Raw genomic sequence first — 19,305 nt, 5'->3', positions numbered from 1 at the left:
ATCAGAGATGAAGTGGACAGTTGGATACGGTATGCACGTAACTGATTGAATTTTTCGAACCAGGCATCGCACACAATGTCGGCAAACGCTCGCCCTTTCATAACGACTCCATGAAAATCAACATCAACAGACTTGGAACCACAACCGAAGCCGCCATCGTGTGGATTTGACGATGGGGAGAAAAATAAATTCCTAAAAGACCAACATGGCGACGTATCCATTTTCTAATTCCAATTATTAAAAAAAGAGATCCTGCATTGGTAAGAAAGATCGATTATCGAGACGACCAACCAATCAGACGTTCCATCTAAAAAACAAGATCCTGCAACGAAAAGACTGATCGACCCTACCCGACCGAAACCCCAAGCTAATGGCCAAAAAGAAGAAGCCAGAACTTCCATGCTCAACCCAACTCTAATCCTAAAACTAATAGCCCCATCAAGTCGGTTCTCACAACGTGCGCAAGCGCACGCGTGAGACCTCTGCGTTAGCCAATTAAAGAAATGACTACGACTCTCGACATAGTTGACACTGCAGTAAAAATCGGTCTTGGAGCCACGATAGCTGGGCTCAGTGCATATGTCATTGGACGCCAAAAGCATAATCAAGAAATAGAAAACAAAGATCGTGATGAACAAAAGTCACTTTCTAGAGAGCTGGCTCTTACAGTAGAGAAAATTGAGTCTAGCTTACAGGAATGTGCATTCGAGTTTCACAACCAGAACATCGAATTATCCAAGAAAAGCGTAGTGAACGCCGGTGACCATTTATGTACCGCTAGTGCCCTGTCCAACTTGCTAGGGAGCAGCACGCTAGTGGAAGAATTAAGAAAAGTATCAGAACACTTAGAATGGATTTACCATGAACTAAAATCAGACAGTCCCAAAGAATCAGAAATGGAAGGCAGGGTTCTGGAGATTGTAGAGATAAAAGCTAAGATGTATCCAGAAATCAGTAAATTTTACAAAACCAAAACAAGCTAACAAAGCGCTACAGACAACGAGCGCAAGCGCTCGTCGTCTGAGCTTGGCGTTCGCCAAAAATTATGAAAACGATAATACTGATATTCTTACTTCTTCCGACGTATATGATCGGATCGGAATTCACTTGGAAACTAGTAAAGGAAGCCGATGGCACGGCGAAGTTCGATATCGCCCTTGATGGAGGTTCAACTGGTCCAATATTTATCAACGCAGAGGGAGAAAAAAGATGTCTTTTAATCGATAAAGGAATGATCCCGACTGGGATCAAGTCCCCTACTGGTGAAAAAAATATGAGAACAAAAAAGATGGATTACTATACTGGGGTAAAAACGGATTTGGTCACAAAAAGCTAATCGATATAGATAGTCCTGAGGCCAAGCAACTTCTACGACTCATAAGAGAAGAATCAGAATCATTCGACAGCCAGAGCTATCATGAAATTTTTAGAGCTGCTGGAAGAACGAAGGCGAACCAAGCAGAGCTCACAACTCCGGACGCTGCGCGTTCTACGTCGTGAGTCTTTGGCGATATGCAGAACTAAAATGAAGGCCGGATGCGCGAGAGACTATTTCCTCAAGGATTCGATCTACAGATTGAAGAAAGACACTAAAGTCGGCTTTCAACGAGATTCAGAGATACAAGCAGGAACGAAGATTAGATTCACCAATTTACAGTATAGCCATTACGATGGATACTACGCGTGTCACTTCCTCAACGAAGAAACAAAAGAAAAGTTTGAACTATGGATACAAGACGAGTTGACGAAAGAAGAGCTGGAAGAGGGATTCGAACTTATCCAATGAAAGAAAAGCATATCAAGGCGCTTCTCACAACGGCGGCAAGCCGCCGCGTGAGAGCTTAGCGTTAGCAAAAAAGAGAATGAGAGTTTACCACTTCCTCAACGAAGAGTTTGGGCTGAAAGACCTACTGGAAAAGCGCATAAAGATATCTAACCTTTTGGATCTGAACGACCCGTTCGAATTTGGAAACATCGTATTTACGAAGTCATCAGAAAAGAACAGCCTTAGAATATCCATGGAAATAGTAGCAAGTTATACTGGAGTATTGTGTTTCAGCAGGAACTGGAAGAATCCAGTTCAATGGTCACACTACGCAGACCGACACAAAGGAATATGTCTAGGCTTTGAGATTAAGGACGAACTTCTTGAAGAGGTTCACTACACTCACCAAAGAATCGTGCTAGACAAAAAAGTATCGGAAGAAGAAATAACTCGAAGAAATCTCGTTACCAAATATATAGATTGGAAGTACGAAGAAGAGTATCGCACGTTCATCAACTTAGGTCAAAAGGAAGATGGCTATCATTTTGCGTATTTTGACGATGGCTTAAAACTAGCAGAAGTGATTATTGGGTGTAGATCGAGCGTCTCAGAAGATAAGATTCGAGAGCTTACTAAACCACTTGGAGATATCACTATTTCAAAAGCATTCACATCAGAAACCAACTTTGAAGTTCTAAAAACCGAAATCAAATAAGGTGCTAACAAAGCGCTGCAGACAACGAGCGCAAGCGCTCGTCGTCTGAGCTTGGCGGGAGAAGTAAAGGCGGGAGAAGTAAAGGGGTCAAACCGTAATGTTTGACGGGAGAAGTAAAGGGGTCAAACCGTAATGTTTGACTTTCCAGATGATAACCCCACCCTTCCGAAAGGCAAGAGCCCCACGCATTGAATATTCCGGAGCGATCTACCACGTAATCAATAGAGGTAACTACCGTTCCTGGATCTTCGAAGACTATGGAACGAAATTCGCATTCGAGAAATGCCTCTTCGAGGCTTGCGAACGCTCAGGTTGCATCCTTCACGCCTACTGTATCATGGGCACAACCACTACCACCTCGCGATAGAAACTGCGCGACCCAACCTCAGCGAAGAGATGCGATCGCCCGAAAACGCATACGCGAACCGTTACAATCGATTAGGAAGGATAGAGGCCATATCCTCAAAGGCCGGTTCAAGAGCATACTAGCAGGCGACTCGAACCGGCCCGTCTGGCTTCGCCGGCACCTCTACTATTTTTCGAAACCTTTCGGAAGTCATCGTCGCAGCAACGTATAAGCAAAAAGCACTTCTATGCTTTCCTGATCCAGGTCTTCACCGTCAAACATCAATTCAATATCTCGATGACTCTTCGGTCCTACCCCATGAGACGAGATATAAGCTTCAATACTTTCCTGCATAGGTTTGCGATAAGAGCGTGATCCGTGATCATTCGTAAGAGTTCCGGAATCTGTAATTATACTCGTACTATCCCAAATCGGATCGACTGCACGCTCCACCAAAACGACCCGACGGCCACTCGAATTCACCTCATCATTGCCTAGCGGAAAATAATCATAACGATCCAAAATCCGAGGGTCAAATCCCACTGGAAGGTAATTCAACAAACCCTTTTTATCCTTTGGAAATTCAAGATTCTCCTTCATCAAACGGTTAACGACCCGGGCCAGCTCCAACTGAGTGCCCCTCTTTGCAATCCACCTCAACTTTGACATGCTCTTCCTAAAGTCACCTTCGCCTTGGAATTCCTGAGCTTTAGTAACCTCAAGCCAATCTGACTCCGAAAGATTACTCATTTCCGGTATCGTGAGATCTGGGTTCCCGTCCACGTATTCGCCAAGGACCGAGACTTTTGTGGTCCACTTTTCAATACTCTCCTCAAAAACCGTATACCTATTAAATTTATTCGAGGATCGCGTGAGTGTGCCCCCAAAAACAGGTTCTTCCTGGAAATCCGTTTTTTCAACATCCTCTCCATTCGTTTGCAGGGCAGTATTGGAATCAGTGAAATAAAATTTTCGAAGCGCCAGCGAAAGGATAACAGCAAACATCAACGCCCACGTTATAAACAACTCTCTTTTCATAATGACCTTTACTCAAACAGGCAGGGATCAATCCGAGTATGCTATCATGTGATCGAACAACATTTCTTGAATCTCTTGGTCATAACCCGATTCGGAAAGAAAATCAGTCAATTGATTTACGCTTGTAGGTTGGGCTCCGTTTTTGTTGATAAATCCCTCAACGGCCTTTCTGATTCTTTTTTCGGGTTGGTCGTATCGACCAGCACCAAGAGCATATCCTTTATCGCTAATCCAAAAAACCGAATTAAATACGTCATCCACAGGCTCTTCGTATAGGATTATTAATTCCGACGTCTTCGGCCCTCCGTCGCGCTTCCCTGAAAGGCTGATTTTGTAGCGATCTAAGATCTTAACGTCAAAACCGGGCGGAAGGAAAGGTGCCAATTCTAGGCTATCCTGCATGGTTTCGATATTTCCCTCCAAGGAATAGCCCTGAATTGCTTTTCTCATATCGCCCATGACCTTTTGCTTGGCCGTAAATCTCAACCGAGCCAAGGCTTTGCGAAAATCAACTTCCGTCTTAAGTTCCCCGTCCTTCACAACCAGCAACCAATCTTCTGGTGTTAGAAGATCCATTTCAGGGATAGTGAACTCCGTAAACTCAGCAGCATATATCTCCAACGCCTCACGTCGTAAGAGCCACTCGTCTAGCTCTTTAGAAATGGTCACGTCCTCTTGATCTACGTATCCGATTCGTCCCCATTCGTCAGCGGGATCATTCACCGGCGTTTTCAATCCCTCTACTCCTTCCGAGGTAATCACACGATCACCATCCTCTTCACCGAGAGGTGAAAAATAGAGAAACGCTAGCGAACCAACCAAGCAACACAGGATAAAATTCACTACTCTATAACGCTTAAACAAAAAAACACTTCGTTCACATTTCATAAGTAAATCACCCTTGGTCTCCTTGAAAAAACCGACGTCATCGTCCAAATCAGCGTTTTAGAAACGCTACCGCCTCAGACCGTATTGGGTAATGTGAGGCAAAACATAAACCATTAACGAAGGCGAGGTCATGAATAGGATCTCCAGCCCGTTTAGCCAAATACTTTCTATTGTGGATCGGGGCGTTTTTCGGCGTCTGGCGCTCGAGCATGGCAGCGACAAGAACAATCGGGGATTCACGCCAAGGGAGCAGTTTGTCGCGAGGCTCTCCTGGAGGTAAGCCCTTAAGCGTCGATCCATACCCTTTTGCGGTTTAAGGCAAGCAGTCAGCGAAAGGGTCTCGGCTTGACAAACGAAGACCATCTGACCGAGGGCGAATCTTCGCCGCACATCGCTGAATCCGGTTAGCAGCCGCCTGGCTCCTCAGCTTCACCCGTCAAGGCGCGGTCCGGAGCAAGCTCGCCAGGGGCCTGCACGTCGCTTTCTTACGCTCGCCACAAACGATCAACGCAGTCCAAGCCCCCTAACCTCGTCAACCTCCTCTCCCCGGCGCTCGCGAGATATGCTCCATGGACGACTTGGGCTCCTTGGTTCGGACGATCAGACACGCCCTAGGGCTTGGCATGGGCAATGGGCTTGAACTGGGGCTATCCTTTAGCCTCGCAATCATAAGCAATACTGCTTGTTTGCTTCAAATGCTGAACTTAATGCCCTTGAGAGATGAATAGCGGCGATTTCGAATCCCTAAACGAATTCTATTCGGTAGCCACCGAGGTTTCGCTTCTCCTAGCTAAAAGAAAACTGGGAGAGGTTAGCGAGACGATCAACAAGGTATTGGGGATATTGGGACGCTATGCAAAGGTCGAGCGGGTTTACGTATTCACTTTCGATTACGAAAAGGGACTGAGCTACTACGATTTCGAATGGTGCGCCGCCGGGACGGATCCGCAGATCGATTTAGTGCCGAGCGTCAGCATCGAGGACCTACGGGAGTGGATGGAGCATTTCGAGCGTGGCGATCGGGTGTACCTGCCTTCCATTCCGGATATGGAGGACTCTCCTCTCAAGGAGATCCTCGACAGCCAATCAATCAAGTCGCTGATCGTATACCCCATGTTCCATGGCGACGACCTGCTCGGGTTCGTGGGCTTCGATGCGGTGAAGGAGTTCCGTTCGTGGGGCGAAAGGGATTTTGCCTTGCTGAAGATTGCCTGCGAAACGATCGGAACGACTCTGAGCAGCGAAAAATACCACAAGGAGTTGGTTCAAGCCAAGGAGGCGGCCGAAAAGGCGAACGCCTGCAAAAGCGAATTCCTGGCCAATATGAGCCACGAGCTTCGATCGCCCTTGAACAGCGTGATCGGGTTCAGCGAGTTGATCGACTTCGAGCTTGGCAAGGTGGACGAGGAAAAGATCCGCGAGTACGCCAGCTTTATTCGCACCGGCGGCAAGCATCTGCTCGGTTTGGTCAACGACATCTTGGACCTCGCTCGGATCGAGGCGGGAAAGATGCAGCTAGATAAGCAAATCTTAGACCTTCGCGAACTTTTGGAGCTGGCAGCAGGAACCTTCAAGTTGGCGATCGAGGAAAGGAAGCTAAGGCTTGTAACGAATTTCGGAGACAAGCCTTTGTACCTTGAAGCGGACGGGAAACGCTTGCGTCAGGTAGTCCACAACCTCATGAGCAACGCCATCAAGTTCACAGGTTCGGGTAAACGGATCGGCTTGGAAGTCCATACGGAGGGCAAGGCGGTTTGCATATCGATCTGGGACGAAGGCCGGGGAATACCTGACGACTGGAAGTCCCGCATTTTCGAGCCCTTCGAACAGGTCAATCCTTTCGACGCGGAACTGGAATCTGGATCGGGGCTCGGCTTAGCGATCGTGAATAGGATCGTGGCCTTGCACCAAGGCGAGATCGAGCTGCAAAGCGAAGTCGGAAAAGGCACCAAATTTACGATCACGATCCCGACGGGGCAGATCGCTTCAGAGCTACCCGACGAAAAGGTGATCAAGTCTCGCTCCGCCTTAGCGAGCAACGGCGAACGCAAACGGGTGCTTTACGTGGACGACATCGAGCCGAACCGGCGTCTATTGAGCTACGGCTTGTCACTGTGTAATTTCATTGTGGATACGGTAGAGACCGGCGAAAAGGCGCTGGATCGGATTAGCGCCGAGAAGTACGACATCGTCCTGCTTGACCTAAAGTTGCCCGGGATCAGCGGTTTCGAGGTATTCCGTGAAATAAGGGAACGAGGCCACGTACAACCGGTAATCGCGGTGACGGCCTCCTTTACCGATGGAATCCGAGAGGAGGCGAAGTCATTGGGTTTCGACGACTTGCAAGCTAAGCCCGTTGATTTCAAGAAACTGCTGGACTCTATGGGGAATTGCCTATCGCCCTCTCGCTAGCTTTCGCCAGTTTCGAGCACCTTAACAAGCGTATCCAAAATGCGCGACCGAAACGGTAACAGATCAGCCACGTACCACGAAAGGAAACCATGAAACTTGGAGCATTCTCCGTAAGCCTATCCGTTAAAGATATCCATGCCTCGAAGGCATTTTACCAAAAGCTTGGCTTCGAAGCCTTCGCGGGCGACATCGAGCAAAAGTGGCTCGTCATGAAAAACGACGACCACCTGATCGGGCTTTTCGAGGGCATGTTCGAAGAAAACCTGCTCACCTTCAATCCAGGCTGGGATCAGGAAGGCAAAAACAAAGATCCCTTCGACGATATACGAACCATCCAGAAGCGGCTAAAAACCCAAGGGATCCAAGTGGAAAAAGAAATCGATCCCGCAAGCGCAGGCCCCGCCAGCCTCTCCCTCACCGATCCGGACGGCAACCGAATCCTCATCGACCAACATCGCTAGGAAATCGCCGGCTTCGCGACTTCAGCACGAGCCGGCCTCCACACCGCTCGAGCTTCGCCCTGCGGCATTGCGCCCACCGTCGCTACAGAGAGCCATACGCTCTCACTCCAAACAAAGCCGCAGGGGTCCTTTCGGTGGGATGCTCCAAGCTCAAGCGCAGCCCTGCCACTTCCACTGGCTGGGAAAACTCGATATGGGCTATCGCCTGACGGTTTTCCTTCATCGAATACAAGAGCTTACCTTCCAGGTCAAAAAGCTGGAAGCTTCGAACCATAAAGGGGACCACCCGTTCCGCATGCCCCATCTGCACGCTCTCCATGGGGTGGTCGTAGTCCGGATCGAAATACAGATCCACCGACTCCAGCTTCGCCTTCCCTTCGAATACGATCGTCACCGTGGGGTCCGGGTCGGTGCGTTCGGCCACCCAGGCGTTGGAGCTCGCCACCGGCCGGAAGTAGCCGCGCTTGAGCTCCTCGACTCCGTAGGGACGCAACGGCGGGTCGAAACGCAGGGCTAGGTTTCGCCCAGCGGGCCTGCGACGCGGGCACCAGAACTCGAAGGCATCCACTCCGATGTCCGCCGGAGGCTTCTGCATGCCCTTGCTCGATACCGCTTCGTTCCCTTCGTTGAAAACCGAAACCGTCCCCGTCCGCAGCGCATCGCTGACGCGCAGGCGAAGGTTCGCATTCCCGTGAAAGGAAACGAGAACATACTGATCCGTATCCAGCTCAATCGGACACGCGACCTCCACCGCCTGCTCCCCTTCGGCTAGGGCGATCGTCGTTTCGTGAATACACGCTTCGGGCGTAAAATGCCCCAAGCGGTTCGCGGTTCGAATTTTCACCGTCAAATCGTTTTTCCCGGCGCTTTCGACGTAGGCGGTGATGCGGTACCACTGCTTCGCCCTGACAGGAATCCACTGCCCTGCCGCAAAGGAAAGGTCGACCCAACCGTCCTCGGACGGCTCCAGTGCCGCCAACGCGTTCACGCTGGAAAACTCGACCCGGGCAGACTGGACCAGATCGCCCTCGCCGGAAAGCGGCGTATCCGGAATCCCCTGACCGGCCTTGTTCAAATCCGCCTGCAGCGCTTTCATCCGACTCGCCTCCAGCAGATCGCGAGGAGCCAAACCTTCGGCCAAGCAGTGGGCCACCGCCACTCCCACCGCCTGTCCCCCATGGGCGCAGGTTACCATGACTCGACTCGATCCGAAAGCCACGTGCGAGGCGCTGATGATGCGGCCCGCCAGAAAGAGATTATCGAGGTTACGGCTGTAGTAGCAGCGGTACGGGATTTGATAGATTCCCTTGGCATGCCATTGGTCGCAGCTCGGAAGGTCTCGATATACGCCGTCCTGCGGGTGCAGGTCGATGGACCAACCTCCAAAGGCAACCGCGTCATCGAAGCGAGCGCCCTCTACGATGTCTTGCTGCTTCAGCATGTAGTCGCCTTCGAAGCGGCGACTTTCCCGCTTGCCGGGAATGGTGCCTACCCATTCTAGAGTCAAAGTCTCTGCCTCGGGAAATTTCCCTGAGTTTTTAATGTAGTTCCAAATCCCATACACGATCTTCCACAACTCCCACTTTATGTCCTCCGAATCGTGTATCGTGTCCAGACTGCCGCCAAACTCCACCCACCACAGCTTGCAGCCCTGATCCTTCACGTTGATCGACCGGTATTTCGGCAGGGCCGTGATGTCCTTCAAGGCGAAGGAAGGGGCCACGTAGTCGACCGGCTTTCCAACGTCCTTCGTATAGAAATAGATGGTATGGCCCAGCAGCTCGCCGTACTCCTCGCTGGGAGTGAACTTCTCCCCGAACTCGCTTTCCCGTTCCGCCCCCACGCGGAAAGCGGCTCCCGCCGCGAACCCCAGAATCCCGTCTCCGGAAGCATCGCAGAAGTATGGGGCCTCGATCTTGTACAGGGTCGCGTTCTGGCTGCAAAAGGCCTCTACCGACTCGATCCGCTTCGCCTCCCGCTTTTTAAGGGCGAAGACGGCTGTATTGAGCAACAGCCTCAGCTTCGGCTCCTCCCGTACCTTCTCAAGCAGCAGCGTATCGAAGATCAGCGGATTCCCATCGCGATTCCGATAAAGGTTCTCCGCTAGAATTTCATCGATGAGGCCGCCTTCCCGCGACCAGCGATTGTTGTTCCCCAAGTGCGAGGTTGCCCCCAGAGCCCAGAGTCGCACTTCGCTCGAAGCGTTGCCGCCCAGCACCGGTCGATCCTGCACCAAGACCGTATCTACCCCTCGCCGGGCCGCCGCGATCGCCGCGCAAACGCCGGCCAGTCCGCCGCCCACGACGACCAGTTCGCACACCAGCGAAATTTCCTTAAGCGCCCGAACGCCGGACTCAAATCCTTCCTTAATCATGGTTTATCTCCTAAAATTGACTCAGGCCTTAGCGATCGATCTCACCGATTTCAGTATCGATGCGCCCACTACAGCTACCACCGTTCCAATGGTTCCGATCAGCCATTGCCCGTCTTCCGCCAGAAAGCCGAAGCATACGATGAGGCAACCTATGGCGGTCACCCCGATGGCGATAACCGTGATCCCATGCTTGTTCTCGCGCTTCGCCTCCAGATCCTCGTCGCGCTGCTCGAAGCCACTTAGCTTGTCGATCGCTTGCAGCCGTTCGCGTTCATACGCCTCGAAGGCGTCGCTCGAAGGCCCGCGACGACTCAGCGCGATCTCCACCAACGCCATCAAAACCAACGGAAGACCCGCCCCGAGCACCTGAGTCTGGGCCTGGTTGAGAACGATCGCCCCGTTGAACTTGAAGAAGCAATTCACCGCCAAGCAAATCAGCGTGACTGAAAGCACTGTCTTCCCAGTCTGACGCTTCGAGAACAGGGACCACAGCGGCGGAACTAGCATCGCTCCCCCCGTGATGCCGCCGACCGCCCAAATCACGTTTAGAATCCCTCCCATGCGATCCACGGAAAGCGCGACCATCAGCATGAAAAGGCCGAACACCACGGTAGAGGCGCGGGCGACGAACATGAGTTGCTTGTCGGTGGCTCCAGACCTGAGCGATCGGTAAATATCGCTGGTGAATACGCCCGACACGATGTTCAAGGTCGTATTCAAAGAGCTCGCAGTCGCGAAAACCATCGCTCCCACGATCAAGCCCAGCATCCCGCTCGGCAGGACTTCCTTCGCTATATACATGTAAGCGTGATTCGCTTCGCCGGCCGCGATGTCCAAACCTGGATTATAAATCCGGTAGATCATGGGAGGCAGCATCCAGACCACGGGACTGAGCGTATACAAGCTGCCAAAGAGCAACGCCACCTTTCGCGATTCGGCAGGAGTCTTAACGCTGGTATAGCGCTGCACATAGGCCCAGTTTCCCGCGAGGTAGAAAAAGTTGTACAAACCAAAGCCTATCAGGAAGAGCGGCGTGTACTCGTCCGTCGTCAGCGAGAAAAAGCCCTCCGGAGCCTGCGAGGTGAACGCCTCGAAGCCGCCGATCTTGTCGAAAGCCAAGGGCACGATAATCACAACCGCAGCGGCTAAGATCACGAACTGCAGCACATCGGTCACAATTACTGCCCACAGTCCGCCGACCGAGGTGTAAAGCATGATCCCCAACCCTAAGCCGATCACTGTATACTCGAAGGGGAAGCCCGTCGCTGCCTCCACGATCTTGGCCACCGGATACAGGAACGCTCCCCCCGTAAACGCCGACAAGCCCAGGAACAGGTAGGAGTAAATCTTCTTAACCCGATGCCCCAGCCGTTTGCCGATAAACTCAGCCCCGGTCAACACCCCCGTACGCCGCCAACGCGCAGCCACAAAGCCCGCCACCGCGAATCCCCCGATGCACATGGTCCACTGCACCGATATCGCCACCCAACCATGGATGTACGCCAGCGACCCCCAGGCCACGAACGTACCTGCCGAAAAGAAACTCATGAAGAGCGACAGTCCACTGATCCACCAAGGGACCGCCCCGCCACCCGCAAAGAAGGTCTTCAGGTTCTTTCCCGATTTCGAGAAGGACATTCCCGCCGCGAACACGCCGAGCGTGAAGACGATAAGGGTGACGTAATCTAGCGTATCCATACTTTGGGGTCAATGAGGTCAAAAAGGCGAGGGCCACAAAGCCCTTCTAAAACAAAAAGGGCGAGGAAAGCCGAGCCTTCTACCCTACCCTACTTTTCATTCGCCAGAAATACGCAAACTCGTTTAATTTATACTTTATTGCGACAAAACGCCTCTCCATGCCTAAAAACAGCTCCATCCCCCGCATCGCCATCCTTGTAGATTCCGCCACGGGCTGGGGCCGGCGGCTTATCCAAGGCGTGCTTGAACACACCAAGCGGGCCGCAACCCCTTGGGACCTGCTCATCGAGCCGCACGGCCCCGACGAATCCCTATCCCTCGCCCGCTTCAAGGAGCTGGACGGAGTGATCGCTCGAATCGCTACCAAGGAACTATCCGAAGAGATCGCCCAGCGCCAGCTGCCTGCCGTCAACGTATCCCGCATTCAACTACCCGGACGTTCGTTTCAACGGATCTCCAACGACTACGATTCCTCCGCCAAACTCGCGGTGGAACATTTCCGGAACCGATCCTTCCAGAACTTCGCCTACGTCGGCCCCATCCACCTCCCACACGTCCAAGAGCACTGCAATGCCTTCGCGAGAGAGCTGAAGGCATACGGCAAAGTCCCGCATGTTCACTCCTTCGGTTCCGACTCGAGCTCCCTCCCCTCACTCGACGGCAACAGTGCCTTAAGAGATTGGCTGACCGAACTTCCGAAGCCCATCGCCATCTACACCTGGGCCTTCCAGATCGGCCGCGACCTCATCAACCTTTGCCGACGTTCCCGTATCCAAGTTCCCCACGAGGCTGCGATCCTAGGCGGCGACTACGACGACCTGCTTTGCGAGGCCTGCTATCCGCCCCTCTCCGGCGTACTTGTTCCCGCGCGCCAAATCGGCATCGAAGCCGCAGCCCGGCTCAACGCCATGATGATGAAGAAGCGAATCCCTCCCGCTCCGGACCTCCTCCTGGAAGCCGAAGGAATCGCAGCCCACCTCTCCACCGACACCCTAGCCGTCGACAACCCTCAGCTGCGCGACGCCATCCGATACCTGCGCAAGCACGCCTGCGCCGGCATTCAAGTGGATGACATCCTGCAAGCCGTGCCCATGGGGAGACGCTCCCTCGAACGCCAATTTCGGCAGTACCTCGACAGCACCCCCGCCAAAGAGCTACGTCGCGTCCGCGTTCAGCGTGCCCGCGAACTGCTTACCTCAACCGACTTAAGCTTGGAGCAAATCGCCGAGGCCTGCGGATTTCCCAACTACAACTACCTCAGCGCCGTCTTCAAGCAAGAGACCGGCATCGCCCCCGGCGCCTACCGGAAGCGCGCCGCAGGCCTATAAACTGCCCCCACTTCTCAGTGGCGTAAATTTGCCTCTAATTCGTTACGCTGGATCGCCTACCAATTTCCTGAAATCCCGACTATGCTTTGGGCTTCGACGTTTCACCCGCCCCAGCAATGCCCCTAAGACTTCCGACGTTCCTTATCGCGTACCTCGCCCTGGCCCGCTTCGTCTTCCCCAGCGCGATCGTCACCGTGGACGAGTCCGACCGCCTTCGCGCCCTCCTGCGCCTGCAGGAGGACTCCCCCCAGCAGCGCTATGCGCTGCAGCTCTCCAGCGACCTGCGCCAGTGGACCACCTATCCGCTCCGCTTCGACGCCGAGCAGGCAAACTGGTCCCTGCAGGCCGAAGGCGACGTTTCCCTCTTCAGCGAATCCAACAACGGCGACGGCACTTGGAGCCTCGCCTTTAGCGTACTCATCCAAGACGCGGTTTACCTGCGCCTCGCGCCCGTCTCAGGCCCTTTCCCGGTCGATCCCAGGGCCACCGCCGAAACCCAGAACCTCCTCAAGAACCTCCACCGCATCGGCTGGGATCCAGACCGCTACATCTTCGGCCAGGAGTTCCCGCTCAGCTTCAACTCCACCGACACTATCGGCAACGGCGACATCGAACAGTCCGAGTCGAAGGACGTGGTCGGCGATCACCCGGGCGTGCACGGAGCGGACTTCCTTTACCTGATCGACCAGCCCTGGCACGACGCCTTCCATATCGCCGCCGCGAAACGCGCCTACGCCGACGGAGCGATCGTGACCTTCGACTACCATTGGCCGGGCAAGTACGGCGGCAACTACCAAGCCCACCCGGAGGACGACAAGATTCTCGACTTCGTCGTTCGCAACGACGATTCCCGGGGCGACGTCACCTGGTTCTACGACAGCCTCGACCGCATCCTCGCCCTTATCAACGAGGACCTGCAGTTCCCCATCGTCTTTCGTCCCTTCCACGAAATGGACGGCAATTGGTTCTGGTGGGGACGCCAGATGCAGGGCGGCGCCGCCACCTACCGCCAAGCCTACCAACTGCTCGTCGACTACATGTCCGAGCGGACCGACTACCTGCTCTTTTGCTGGGGGCCCGACGTGGCTTTAGCCGACTTCGAACAGTTCTACCCCGGCGACACCTATGTCGACATCGTCGGGCGTGACATCTACAACGTCACCAACCCAGGCCGGCCGCTCAGCAATCTCACCGAAATGATCGCCTTCGCCGAGCAACGCGGCAAGGTGGCAGCCTTTACCGAGACCGGCTACGCGGGCAGCGGCTCCTTCGAGACCAACGTTCCTGACTGGTGGACCAGCCATATCCTCAATCCCATCGCAGCCGACGAAAATGCTGGCAAAATCGCCTGGGTGCTCACTTGGATCAATGCCAGCTGGTCCGGCCCCTACCTCCCCCACTCCGGCTCTCCGCAAGCCGCCAAAGACGACTTCAAGACATTCTACGACTCGCCCAGCACCCTTTTCCAACGAGAAGTGTCAGCCCTTAACGTCTACGACGCGCCAACGCCCAACGACTAAACCACGCCCCCTTTCATGAAAATCAAACGACTCACCCTCCTCACTACCCTGCACTTGGCCGCCCTTACAGCCTGCGCCCAACAGCCAGCCGTCTCTCCTGTCGACAAGAGCGTCTCGCCCGAAACCGCCAACCTCCTAACGAGCCTCCATTTCCTCGCCTGGGAAACCGACAAGATCGCCTTCGGCCAAGAGTTCCCCCTCAGCTACCAACGAGACATGAAAGGTATCAACGATCCCACTACATCCGACGTCAAGGATGTGGTAGGCGACCACCCCGGCGTGCACGGCTCCGACTTCCATTACCTCATCGACAAGGACGCGCACGAGCGCATGGCCCACAAGCTCGCTGCCTTGGCCGCCTACGAGTCCGGAGCCATCGTCACCTTCGACTACCACTGGCGAGGCAAATACGGAGTTTCCCACAACTGGCACGAACGCGACGCCCAAATTCTCCATAAGGTCGTCCACAACGACGACAGCGAGGGCGACGTCACCTGGTTCTACCAGCAGCTCGACGAAGTCCTGCGCGTGATCAACGAAGACCTGCAGTTCCCCATCGTCTTCCGCCCATTCCACGAGATGAACGGCAACTGGTTCTGGTGGGGCAGCCGCGCCCAAGGCGGCCCGGAGACCTACCGCAAGGCCTTCCAACTGCTCGTCGAGTACATGTCGCAACGATCTGAATACATCCTCTTCTGCTGGTCTCCCGACAAAAGCTTCCCGCTCGAGTACTATCCCGGGGACGAATACGTGGACGTCATTGGCTTCGATGGATACGGCCAAGGAAATCCCGAGATCCCGTGGTTCACCGTCGAGGACATGGTGAAGAATCTGGAAGCCGTCGTCGACTTCGCGGCGGAGCGAGGCAAAGTGGCCGCCTTCACCGAAACCGGCTACGGCACTTCCGGAACCATCGACTACCACGAGCGCCAGCCCGATTGGTGGAGCCGCAGCGTGCTCGAGCCCATCCTCGCCAGCGAAAAGGCCCGCCATATCGCCTGGGTGCTCACCTGGATAAATTCCAGCTGGTCCGGTCCCTACGCCCCCTACTCCGGCTCCCCCGAAGCCTCCCAGGAAGCGTTCCGCAAATTCTACGAGCACGAGGCCACCCTCTTCGAGAAAGACGTCGCCAAGCTAAAGGTCTACCAAGCTCGGGACTAGATCGTCCCCTAGTCCGCGTGCAGAACGCTAGACGTTGATGTTCATCAACTCCTCGTAGTAGTCGCTCACCCAAGCCACGATCCGGTAGCCGATGTAGGCAAAGATTCCGATCAACATGATTTTTGGATACAGCATGCTCGCTAGGAAAAGCTGGTTCTTGGCATCGCTGTGATAGCGCTTCGCTGCAGCTTCCAGGTTTTCCTCGAGGCTACCGGTCTCCTCTCCGCTCCGATACACTTGCTCGAAACCTTTGGGCGACAGCTTGCGCTGCCCTGCGATCGCTTCGCTGGCCTTGCCGCCGCTCGAGACGGACTCCAGCACCGCATCCGCCAGGCGATAAAGCTTGGGACTGTCCGCCGCGTTGGCCGCTATCTCCCAGGAACGCAGGGTATCCATCCCTGCCGCAAAGCCCGATGCCAGCACTTCGCACAAAGTCCCCGCTTCCCAATTTCGCCGGTAGCCCGCGAAGACCGGCAACACCCGAGCGACCGATTTAGCCCCTTGAGGAAACAGCTTCGCTCCCGCTACCAGAAACAATCCCAGCAGCCACACAGGTACCAAAACCATTCCCGCCGACACCAAAAACGCAGCGTTGTCGCCATCAACCAAATACGGCAGCGAAAAGGCGAGCGCCGCGAAATGCAGGATAAAAAGCGGATAAGCAGCCGCCACCAGCATGCGCCGCTTTACCTTGGCGAGCTCGCGCCGGGCTGCGGCGATCCGCTTCATCGCGGTCTGCAAGCGACCGGAATATTCCGCTGCTTGCAGAATCGAAAGCTCCGCGAAGCTCAGGGAAACCTCAGCAAGTTCCAAGGCATCCGCCCACTTTCGCCCCTCCTGAAAGGCGGCTTCCAGCGATTCGCTCCGCCCCTTCGGCAGCCGTTTCGCCAAGGCGATGGCGTTGCTTGGCTGCATTCCCGCATCCAAGCCTTCCGCGACTTGCTCCAGCCATTCGGCCAAACGCTTATCGGAAAGAGATGCCATAAAACCGGCTTTCGACTAAGCTTCGCCCGCGTATCCACCGCTCCACTTCAACTTATGGCGAACCACGTTGAAGTGGGAATAGTCTAGCTTCTGGGCGATCTGTAAGCGTTTTTCCGATACGGAAACTCCAAGCGAGCTGCCTTCCAGGATATTCAGGTTACGCTGCCCATCAAGCGCGACCAGCAGCCGTTGCCCGGGCTTGGCGTTCTCGATGCGCAGCTTTACGTTGCTCGGGAAAATGATGGAGCGATTGCTCAAGGTGTGCGGGCAAATCGGGGTCAGAGAAATCGCCTCCGAATCCGGATGCATCAATGGCCCGCCCGCTGACAGCGTATACGCGGTCGAACCGGTCGGCGTAGCGAAGATCAAGCCGTCGCACACGTAGGTGGTCACGAACTCGTCGTCGGCGAAAACGTTGATATGGATGATCCGACTGGAATCGGCCGCCTTGATCACCACGTCGTTCAAGGCGAGATCCAAATGGTCGTCCTGGGCGGAGCACTCTAGCAGCGAGCGGCTTTGCACCTTGAACTCGCCTCCCAGCACCGCAGGAAAAAGAGCTTCGATCTCCTCCGCCGTATAGGTCGTCAAAAAGCCGAGCGTACCGCGATTGACCCCGATCACCGGTATTTGACGCCGCGTCGCTTCCGCCGCCGCGCTCAAAAAGGTCCCGTCGCCGCCGACGACGCAACAGGCGTCGACCCCCTTGAGGCTCCCTTCGGGCACGGGAAAGCCGGTAATGTTCCGCGACTCAATCCCCAGCCCCTTGGCGATGGCAGCCAGCCTATCCACCAGCTCGTGCGATCCCATCTTGGAACCGTTGATCACGAACGCGAGTTGCTTGATTGCCGTCATAGTGTACTTGTTGGGAGGAAAGCGATAAACTCCTGATTTTCAAACGCTAAGCGCAAGACCCGCCCTAGTCGGACTTTCGCAGCCCCAAAAGGAACTCCACGTTTCCATCTCCGCCTTTGATCGGAGACACCATTTCGCCCACGTATTCGGCGCCAGAAAGCTCCTCCAGAGCGAAGCTCTTCACGTCCTCCATGGCCTTGGCCCGGGCCTTCTCGTCGCGTATGACGCCCTTGAACTTGTCCGCAATGGCCTTGCCAACTTCGAACTGCGGCTTAACCAGCGCCACCAAGACTCCGCCTTCCTTCAGGAAAGGCCAGACGCAGGGCAGCACGGTCTTCAAAGAAATGAAGGACAGGTCCATCACCATGCGATCGTAGGCCGCATGGGGCAACATCTCCGCAGTCAGGTAGCGAGCGTTGGTCTTTTCCAGATTCGTAACCCGCTCGTCGTTCCGCAGCTTCATGTGTAGTTGCCCGTAACCTACGTCTACGCAAGTCGCTCCCACCGCTCCATGCTGCAAGGCGCAGTCCGTGAATCCGCCCGTGCAGGCGCCGACGTCCAAAACCTGGGTCCCTTCGAAGTCCAAGCCAAACTGCTCGATCCAGCCGAGCAGCTTCTCGCCGCCCCGCCCCACAAAGCGCTGGCCGGCTTCCACCTCGATCTCGATATCCTCCTCGTACTTGGTACCCGCCTTGGTCAGGCGCTCCGTTCCCAGCCGAACCTTGCCCGTCATGATCAAGGCCTTCGCCTCGCTGCGTGAACTGGCGAACCCTCGCTCCAGCACGATTTCGTCGAGCCTCTTCTTCTTAGCGCTCATCGAAATATGCTTTCGCCTCCTCGACGTCTTTCGCGATCTGACGCTTCAGTTCGTCGATCCCGCTGAACTTCTGCTCCTGCCGCAGGAACTTGTGCCAAACCACCTTGAGGCGATGCCCGTAGTCGAAGGGGCACTTCTCCAGGAGGAACGCTTCCAGCAAGGGCTTGTTGGTCATCTCGACGGTGGGACGCAGCCCGAAGTTCGCTACGGCCTTGTATTGATGCGACAAGGACACATCCGAAACGCTAACCGCGTAAACGCCGTAAGCGGGCTTGAGGTCGCCTTCGAAAGGCAGGTTCAAAGTGGGAGCGTCGATGGTGCGGCCCATGCGCTTGCCTTGAGTCACGGTACCGATGCTATAGTAGTCGTAGCCCAGCAAAGCGTTGGCTTGCTCGATTTCGCCCACTGTCAGCAAATTGCGGATACGCGTACTGCTGACCCGCTCCGCGCCGGACTCCAGGCACGAGACCGCGTTAACCGTCACACCTATTTTCTCTCCTTGGCGAACCAGCTCTGGCATGTCGCCGGAGCGCCCTTTGCCGAATCGCCAATTCTCGCCCGCATGCACCGATGCGAGCGACGGCAGCTCGGCCTTGAGGTGGCTCAGGAATACTGCAGCTTCGATGGCCGCAAAGTCTCGGCTAAACGGTTCTTCGACGATGAAATCCAAGCCCAGCTTCGCCAGCTCCAAGCGCTTCAGCTCCGGGCTGAGTATCATGCGGGCTGGATCGTCCGGACGGAACAAGCGGCTGGGATGCGGCCAAAAGGTCAAGGCCCCGCAAACGCCGCCGCTCTCGCGAGCGGCGTCTTTCGCGGATTCGATCACCAACTGGTGCCCGCGGTGCAATCCGTCGAACATGCCGATCGCCAAGTGTACCGGACAATCCGCCGGATAGTTGGTCGACCTTAAACTCTCGAACTGACGCGTCCCGCCCATCTTTCT

At 54.9% G+C, this 19,305-nt stretch carries 18 protein-coding genes; 9 read left to right on the top strand and 9 right to left on the bottom strand.

What is annotated here, in order from left to right:
* A partial coding sequence (locus tag QEH57_RS18025; RefSeq protein WP_309008168.1) for a hypothetical protein occupies positions 1-221 on the bottom strand: 221 nt, incomplete at its 3' end.
* Between the two features lie 282 nt (positions 222-503).
* Here QEH57_RS18025 and QEH57_RS18020 point away from each other — a divergent pair.
* The 4 genes from QEH57_RS18020 to QEH57_RS18005 all read left to right on the top strand — a co-directional run bounded on the left by QEH57_RS18020 (position 504) and on the right by QEH57_RS18005 (position 2,480).
* The gene (locus QEH57_RS18020; RefSeq protein ID WP_309008167.1) at positions 504-983 is read left to right on the top strand and encodes a hypothetical protein; all 480 of its coding nucleotides are present in this window, start codon (positions 504-506) and stop codon (positions 981-983) included.
* 62 nt (positions 984-1,045) lie between these two features.
* Positions 1,046-1,336 carry a hypothetical protein gene (locus QEH57_RS18015; RefSeq protein WP_309008166.1) on the top strand — a complete coding sequence of 97 codons (291 nt, stop codon included), beginning with the start codon at positions 1,046-1,048 and terminating at the stop codon, positions 1,334-1,336.
* An 81-nt stretch (positions 1,337-1,417) separates the two neighbouring features.
* Complete coding sequence (locus QEH57_RS18010) at positions 1,418-1,786, top strand: hypothetical protein (protein ID WP_309008165.1); 369 nt, start codon at positions 1,418-1,420, stop codon at positions 1,784-1,786.
* 76 nt (positions 1,787-1,862) lie between these two features.
* The gene (locus tag QEH57_RS18005; protein WP_309008164.1) at positions 1,863-2,480 is read left to right on the top strand and encodes a DUF2971 domain-containing protein; all 618 of its coding nucleotides are present in this window, start codon (positions 1,863-1,865) and stop codon (positions 2,478-2,480) included.
* A 556-nt stretch (positions 2,481-3,036) separates the two neighbouring features.
* Here QEH57_RS18005 and QEH57_RS18000 read toward each other — a convergent pair.
* Together QEH57_RS18000 and QEH57_RS17995 are read right to left on the bottom strand one after the other, a co-directional pair.
* Entirely contained in the window at positions 3,037-3,864 is an 828-nt protein-coding gene (locus tag QEH57_RS18000; protein WP_309008163.1) for a hypothetical protein, read from the bottom strand.
* 27 nt (positions 3,865-3,891) lie between these two features.
* Entirely contained in the window at positions 3,892-4,800 is a 909-nt protein-coding gene (locus QEH57_RS17995; protein ID WP_309008162.1) for a hypothetical protein, read from the bottom strand.
* A 672-nt stretch (positions 4,801-5,472) separates the two neighbouring features.
* Between QEH57_RS17995 and QEH57_RS17990 the strand changes: the two genes are divergently transcribed.
* On the top strand, positions 5,473-7,164 hold the full coding sequence (locus QEH57_RS17990) for an ATP-binding protein (protein ID WP_309008161.1): 1,692 nt from the start codon (positions 5,473-5,475) through the stop codon (positions 7,162-7,164).
* 89 nt (positions 7,165-7,253) lie between these two features.
* Entirely contained in the window at positions 7,254-7,625 is a 372-nt protein-coding gene (locus QEH57_RS17985) for a hypothetical protein (RefSeq protein ID WP_309008160.1), read from the top strand.
* 82 nt (positions 7,626-7,707) lie between these two features.
* Here QEH57_RS17985 and QEH57_RS17980 read toward each other — a convergent pair whose 3' ends face one another.
* Together QEH57_RS17980 and QEH57_RS17975 are read right to left on the bottom strand one after the other, a co-directional pair.
* Positions 7,708-9,999, bottom strand: a complete 2,292-nt coding sequence (locus QEH57_RS17980; protein ID WP_309008159.1) for an FAD-dependent oxidoreductase — start codon at positions 9,997-9,999, stop codon at positions 7,708-7,710.
* 21 nt (positions 10,000-10,020) lie between these two features.
* Complete coding sequence (locus QEH57_RS17975) at positions 10,021-11,697, bottom strand: sodium:solute symporter family protein (protein ID WP_309008158.1); 1,677 nt, start codon at positions 11,695-11,697, stop codon at positions 10,021-10,023.
* Between the two features lie 158 nt (positions 11,698-11,855).
* Between QEH57_RS17975 and QEH57_RS17970 the strand changes: the two genes are divergently transcribed.
* From QEH57_RS17970 to QEH57_RS17960, 3 genes are all read left to right on the top strand, one after another.
* Positions 11,856-13,025, top strand: coding sequence for a DNA-binding transcriptional regulator (locus tag QEH57_RS17970; RefSeq protein ID WP_309008157.1), 1,170 nt, complete (start codon positions 11,856-11,858; stop codon positions 13,023-13,025).
* Between the two features lie 116 nt (positions 13,026-13,141).
* Positions 13,142-14,545: a glycosyl hydrolase gene (locus QEH57_RS17965; RefSeq protein WP_309008156.1), complete on the top strand. Its 1,404-nt coding sequence runs from the start codon at positions 13,142-13,144 to the stop codon at positions 14,543-14,545.
* 15 nt (positions 14,546-14,560) lie between these two features.
* On the top strand, positions 14,561-15,706 hold the full coding sequence (locus QEH57_RS17960) for a glycosyl hydrolase (protein ID WP_309008155.1): 1,146 nt from the start codon (positions 14,561-14,563) through the stop codon (positions 15,704-15,706).
* Between the two features lie 27 nt (positions 15,707-15,733).
* Here the strand turns inward: QEH57_RS17960 and QEH57_RS17955 are convergent, their stop codons facing one another.
* From QEH57_RS17955 to ribF, 4 genes are all read right to left on the bottom strand, one after another.
* Complete coding sequence (locus tag QEH57_RS17955) at positions 15,734-16,690, bottom strand: type II secretion system F family protein (protein WP_309008154.1); 957 nt, start codon at positions 16,688-16,690, stop codon at positions 15,734-15,736.
* Between the two features lie 15 nt (positions 16,691-16,705).
* Positions 16,706-17,545: an NAD(+)/NADH kinase gene (locus QEH57_RS17950; RefSeq protein WP_309008153.1), complete on the bottom strand. Its 840-nt coding sequence runs from the start codon at positions 17,543-17,545 to the stop codon at positions 16,706-16,708.
* 64 nt (positions 17,546-17,609) lie between these two features.
* Positions 17,610-18,362, bottom strand: a complete 753-nt coding sequence (locus QEH57_RS17945) for a TlyA family RNA methyltransferase (protein WP_309008152.1) — start codon at positions 18,360-18,362, stop codon at positions 17,610-17,612.
* Positions 18,352-19,299 carry a riboflavin biosynthesis protein RibF gene (ribF, locus tag QEH57_RS17940; protein WP_309008151.1) on the bottom strand — a complete coding sequence of 316 codons (948 nt, stop codon included), beginning with the start codon at positions 19,297-19,299 and terminating at the stop codon, positions 18,352-18,354. The genes QEH57_RS17945 and ribF overlap by 11 nt, the downstream gene beginning before the upstream one ends.
* Between the last annotated feature and the right edge of the window lie 6 nt (positions 19,300-19,305).

Source organism: Pelagicoccus sp. SDUM812005 (assembly GCF_031127875.1).
In the GTDB taxonomy this organism is placed as follows: domain Bacteria; phylum Verrucomicrobiota; class Verrucomicrobiia; order Opitutales; family Opitutaceae; genus Pelagicoccus.
The sequence above is the reverse complement of the archived record's forward strand: the minus strand, read 5'-3'. Positions and strand labels throughout refer to the sequence as shown.

Bases quoted from the DNA above. Each gene is read 5' to 3' on its own strand.
- QEH57_RS17980 (WP_309008159.1), bottom strand. From the start codon at position 9,999: ATGATTAAGGAAGGATTTGAGTCCGGCGTTCGGGCGCTTAAGGAAATT.
- QEH57_RS17975 (WP_309008158.1), bottom strand. From the start codon at position 11,697: ATGGATACGCTAGATTACGTCACCCTTATCGTCTTCACGCTCGGCGTG.
- QEH57_RS17970 (WP_309008157.1), top strand. From the start codon at position 11,856: ATGCCTAAAAACAGCTCCATCCCCCGCATCGCCATCCTTGTAGATTCC.
- QEH57_RS17965 (WP_309008156.1), top strand. From the start codon at position 13,142: ATGCCCCTAAGACTTCCGACGTTCCTTATCGCGTACCTCGCCCTGGCC.
- QEH57_RS18000 (WP_309008163.1), bottom strand. From the start codon at position 3,864: ATGAAAAGAGAGTTGTTTATAACGTGGGCGTTGATGTTTGCTGTTATC.
- QEH57_RS18005 (WP_309008164.1), top strand. From the start codon at position 1,863: ATGAGAGTTTACCACTTCCTCAACGAAGAGTTTGGGCTGAAAGACCTA.
- QEH57_RS17985 (WP_309008160.1), top strand. From the start codon at position 7,254: ATGAAACTTGGAGCATTCTCCGTAAGCCTATCCGTTAAAGATATCCAT.
- QEH57_RS18015 (WP_309008166.1), top strand. From the start codon at position 1,046: ATGAAAACGATAATACTGATATTCTTACTTCTTCCGACGTATATGATC.
- QEH57_RS18010 (WP_309008165.1), top strand. From the start codon at position 1,418: ATGAAATTTTTAGAGCTGCTGGAAGAACGAAGGCGAACCAAGCAGAGC.
- QEH57_RS17950 (WP_309008153.1), bottom strand. From the start codon at position 17,545: ATGACGGCAATCAAGCAACTCGCGTTCGTGATCAACGGTTCCAAGATG.
- QEH57_RS17960 (WP_309008155.1), top strand. From the start codon at position 14,561: ATGAAAATCAAACGACTCACCCTCCTCACTACCCTGCACTTGGCCGCC.
- ribF (WP_309008151.1), bottom strand. From the start codon at position 19,299: ATGGGCGGGACGCGTCAGTTCGAGAGTTTAAGGTCGACCAACTATCCG.
- QEH57_RS17990 (WP_309008161.1), top strand. From the start codon at position 5,473: ATGAATAGCGGCGATTTCGAATCCCTAAACGAATTCTATTCGGTAGCC.
- QEH57_RS18020 (WP_309008167.1), top strand. From the start codon at position 504: ATGACTACGACTCTCGACATAGTTGACACTGCAGTAAAAATCGGTCTT.
- QEH57_RS17955 (WP_309008154.1), bottom strand. From the start codon at position 16,690: ATGGCATCTCTTTCCGATAAGCGTTTGGCCGAATGGCTGGAGCAAGTC.
- QEH57_RS17945 (WP_309008152.1), bottom strand. From the start codon at position 18,362: ATGAGCGCTAAGAAGAAGAGGCTCGACGAAATCGTGCTGGAGCGAGGG.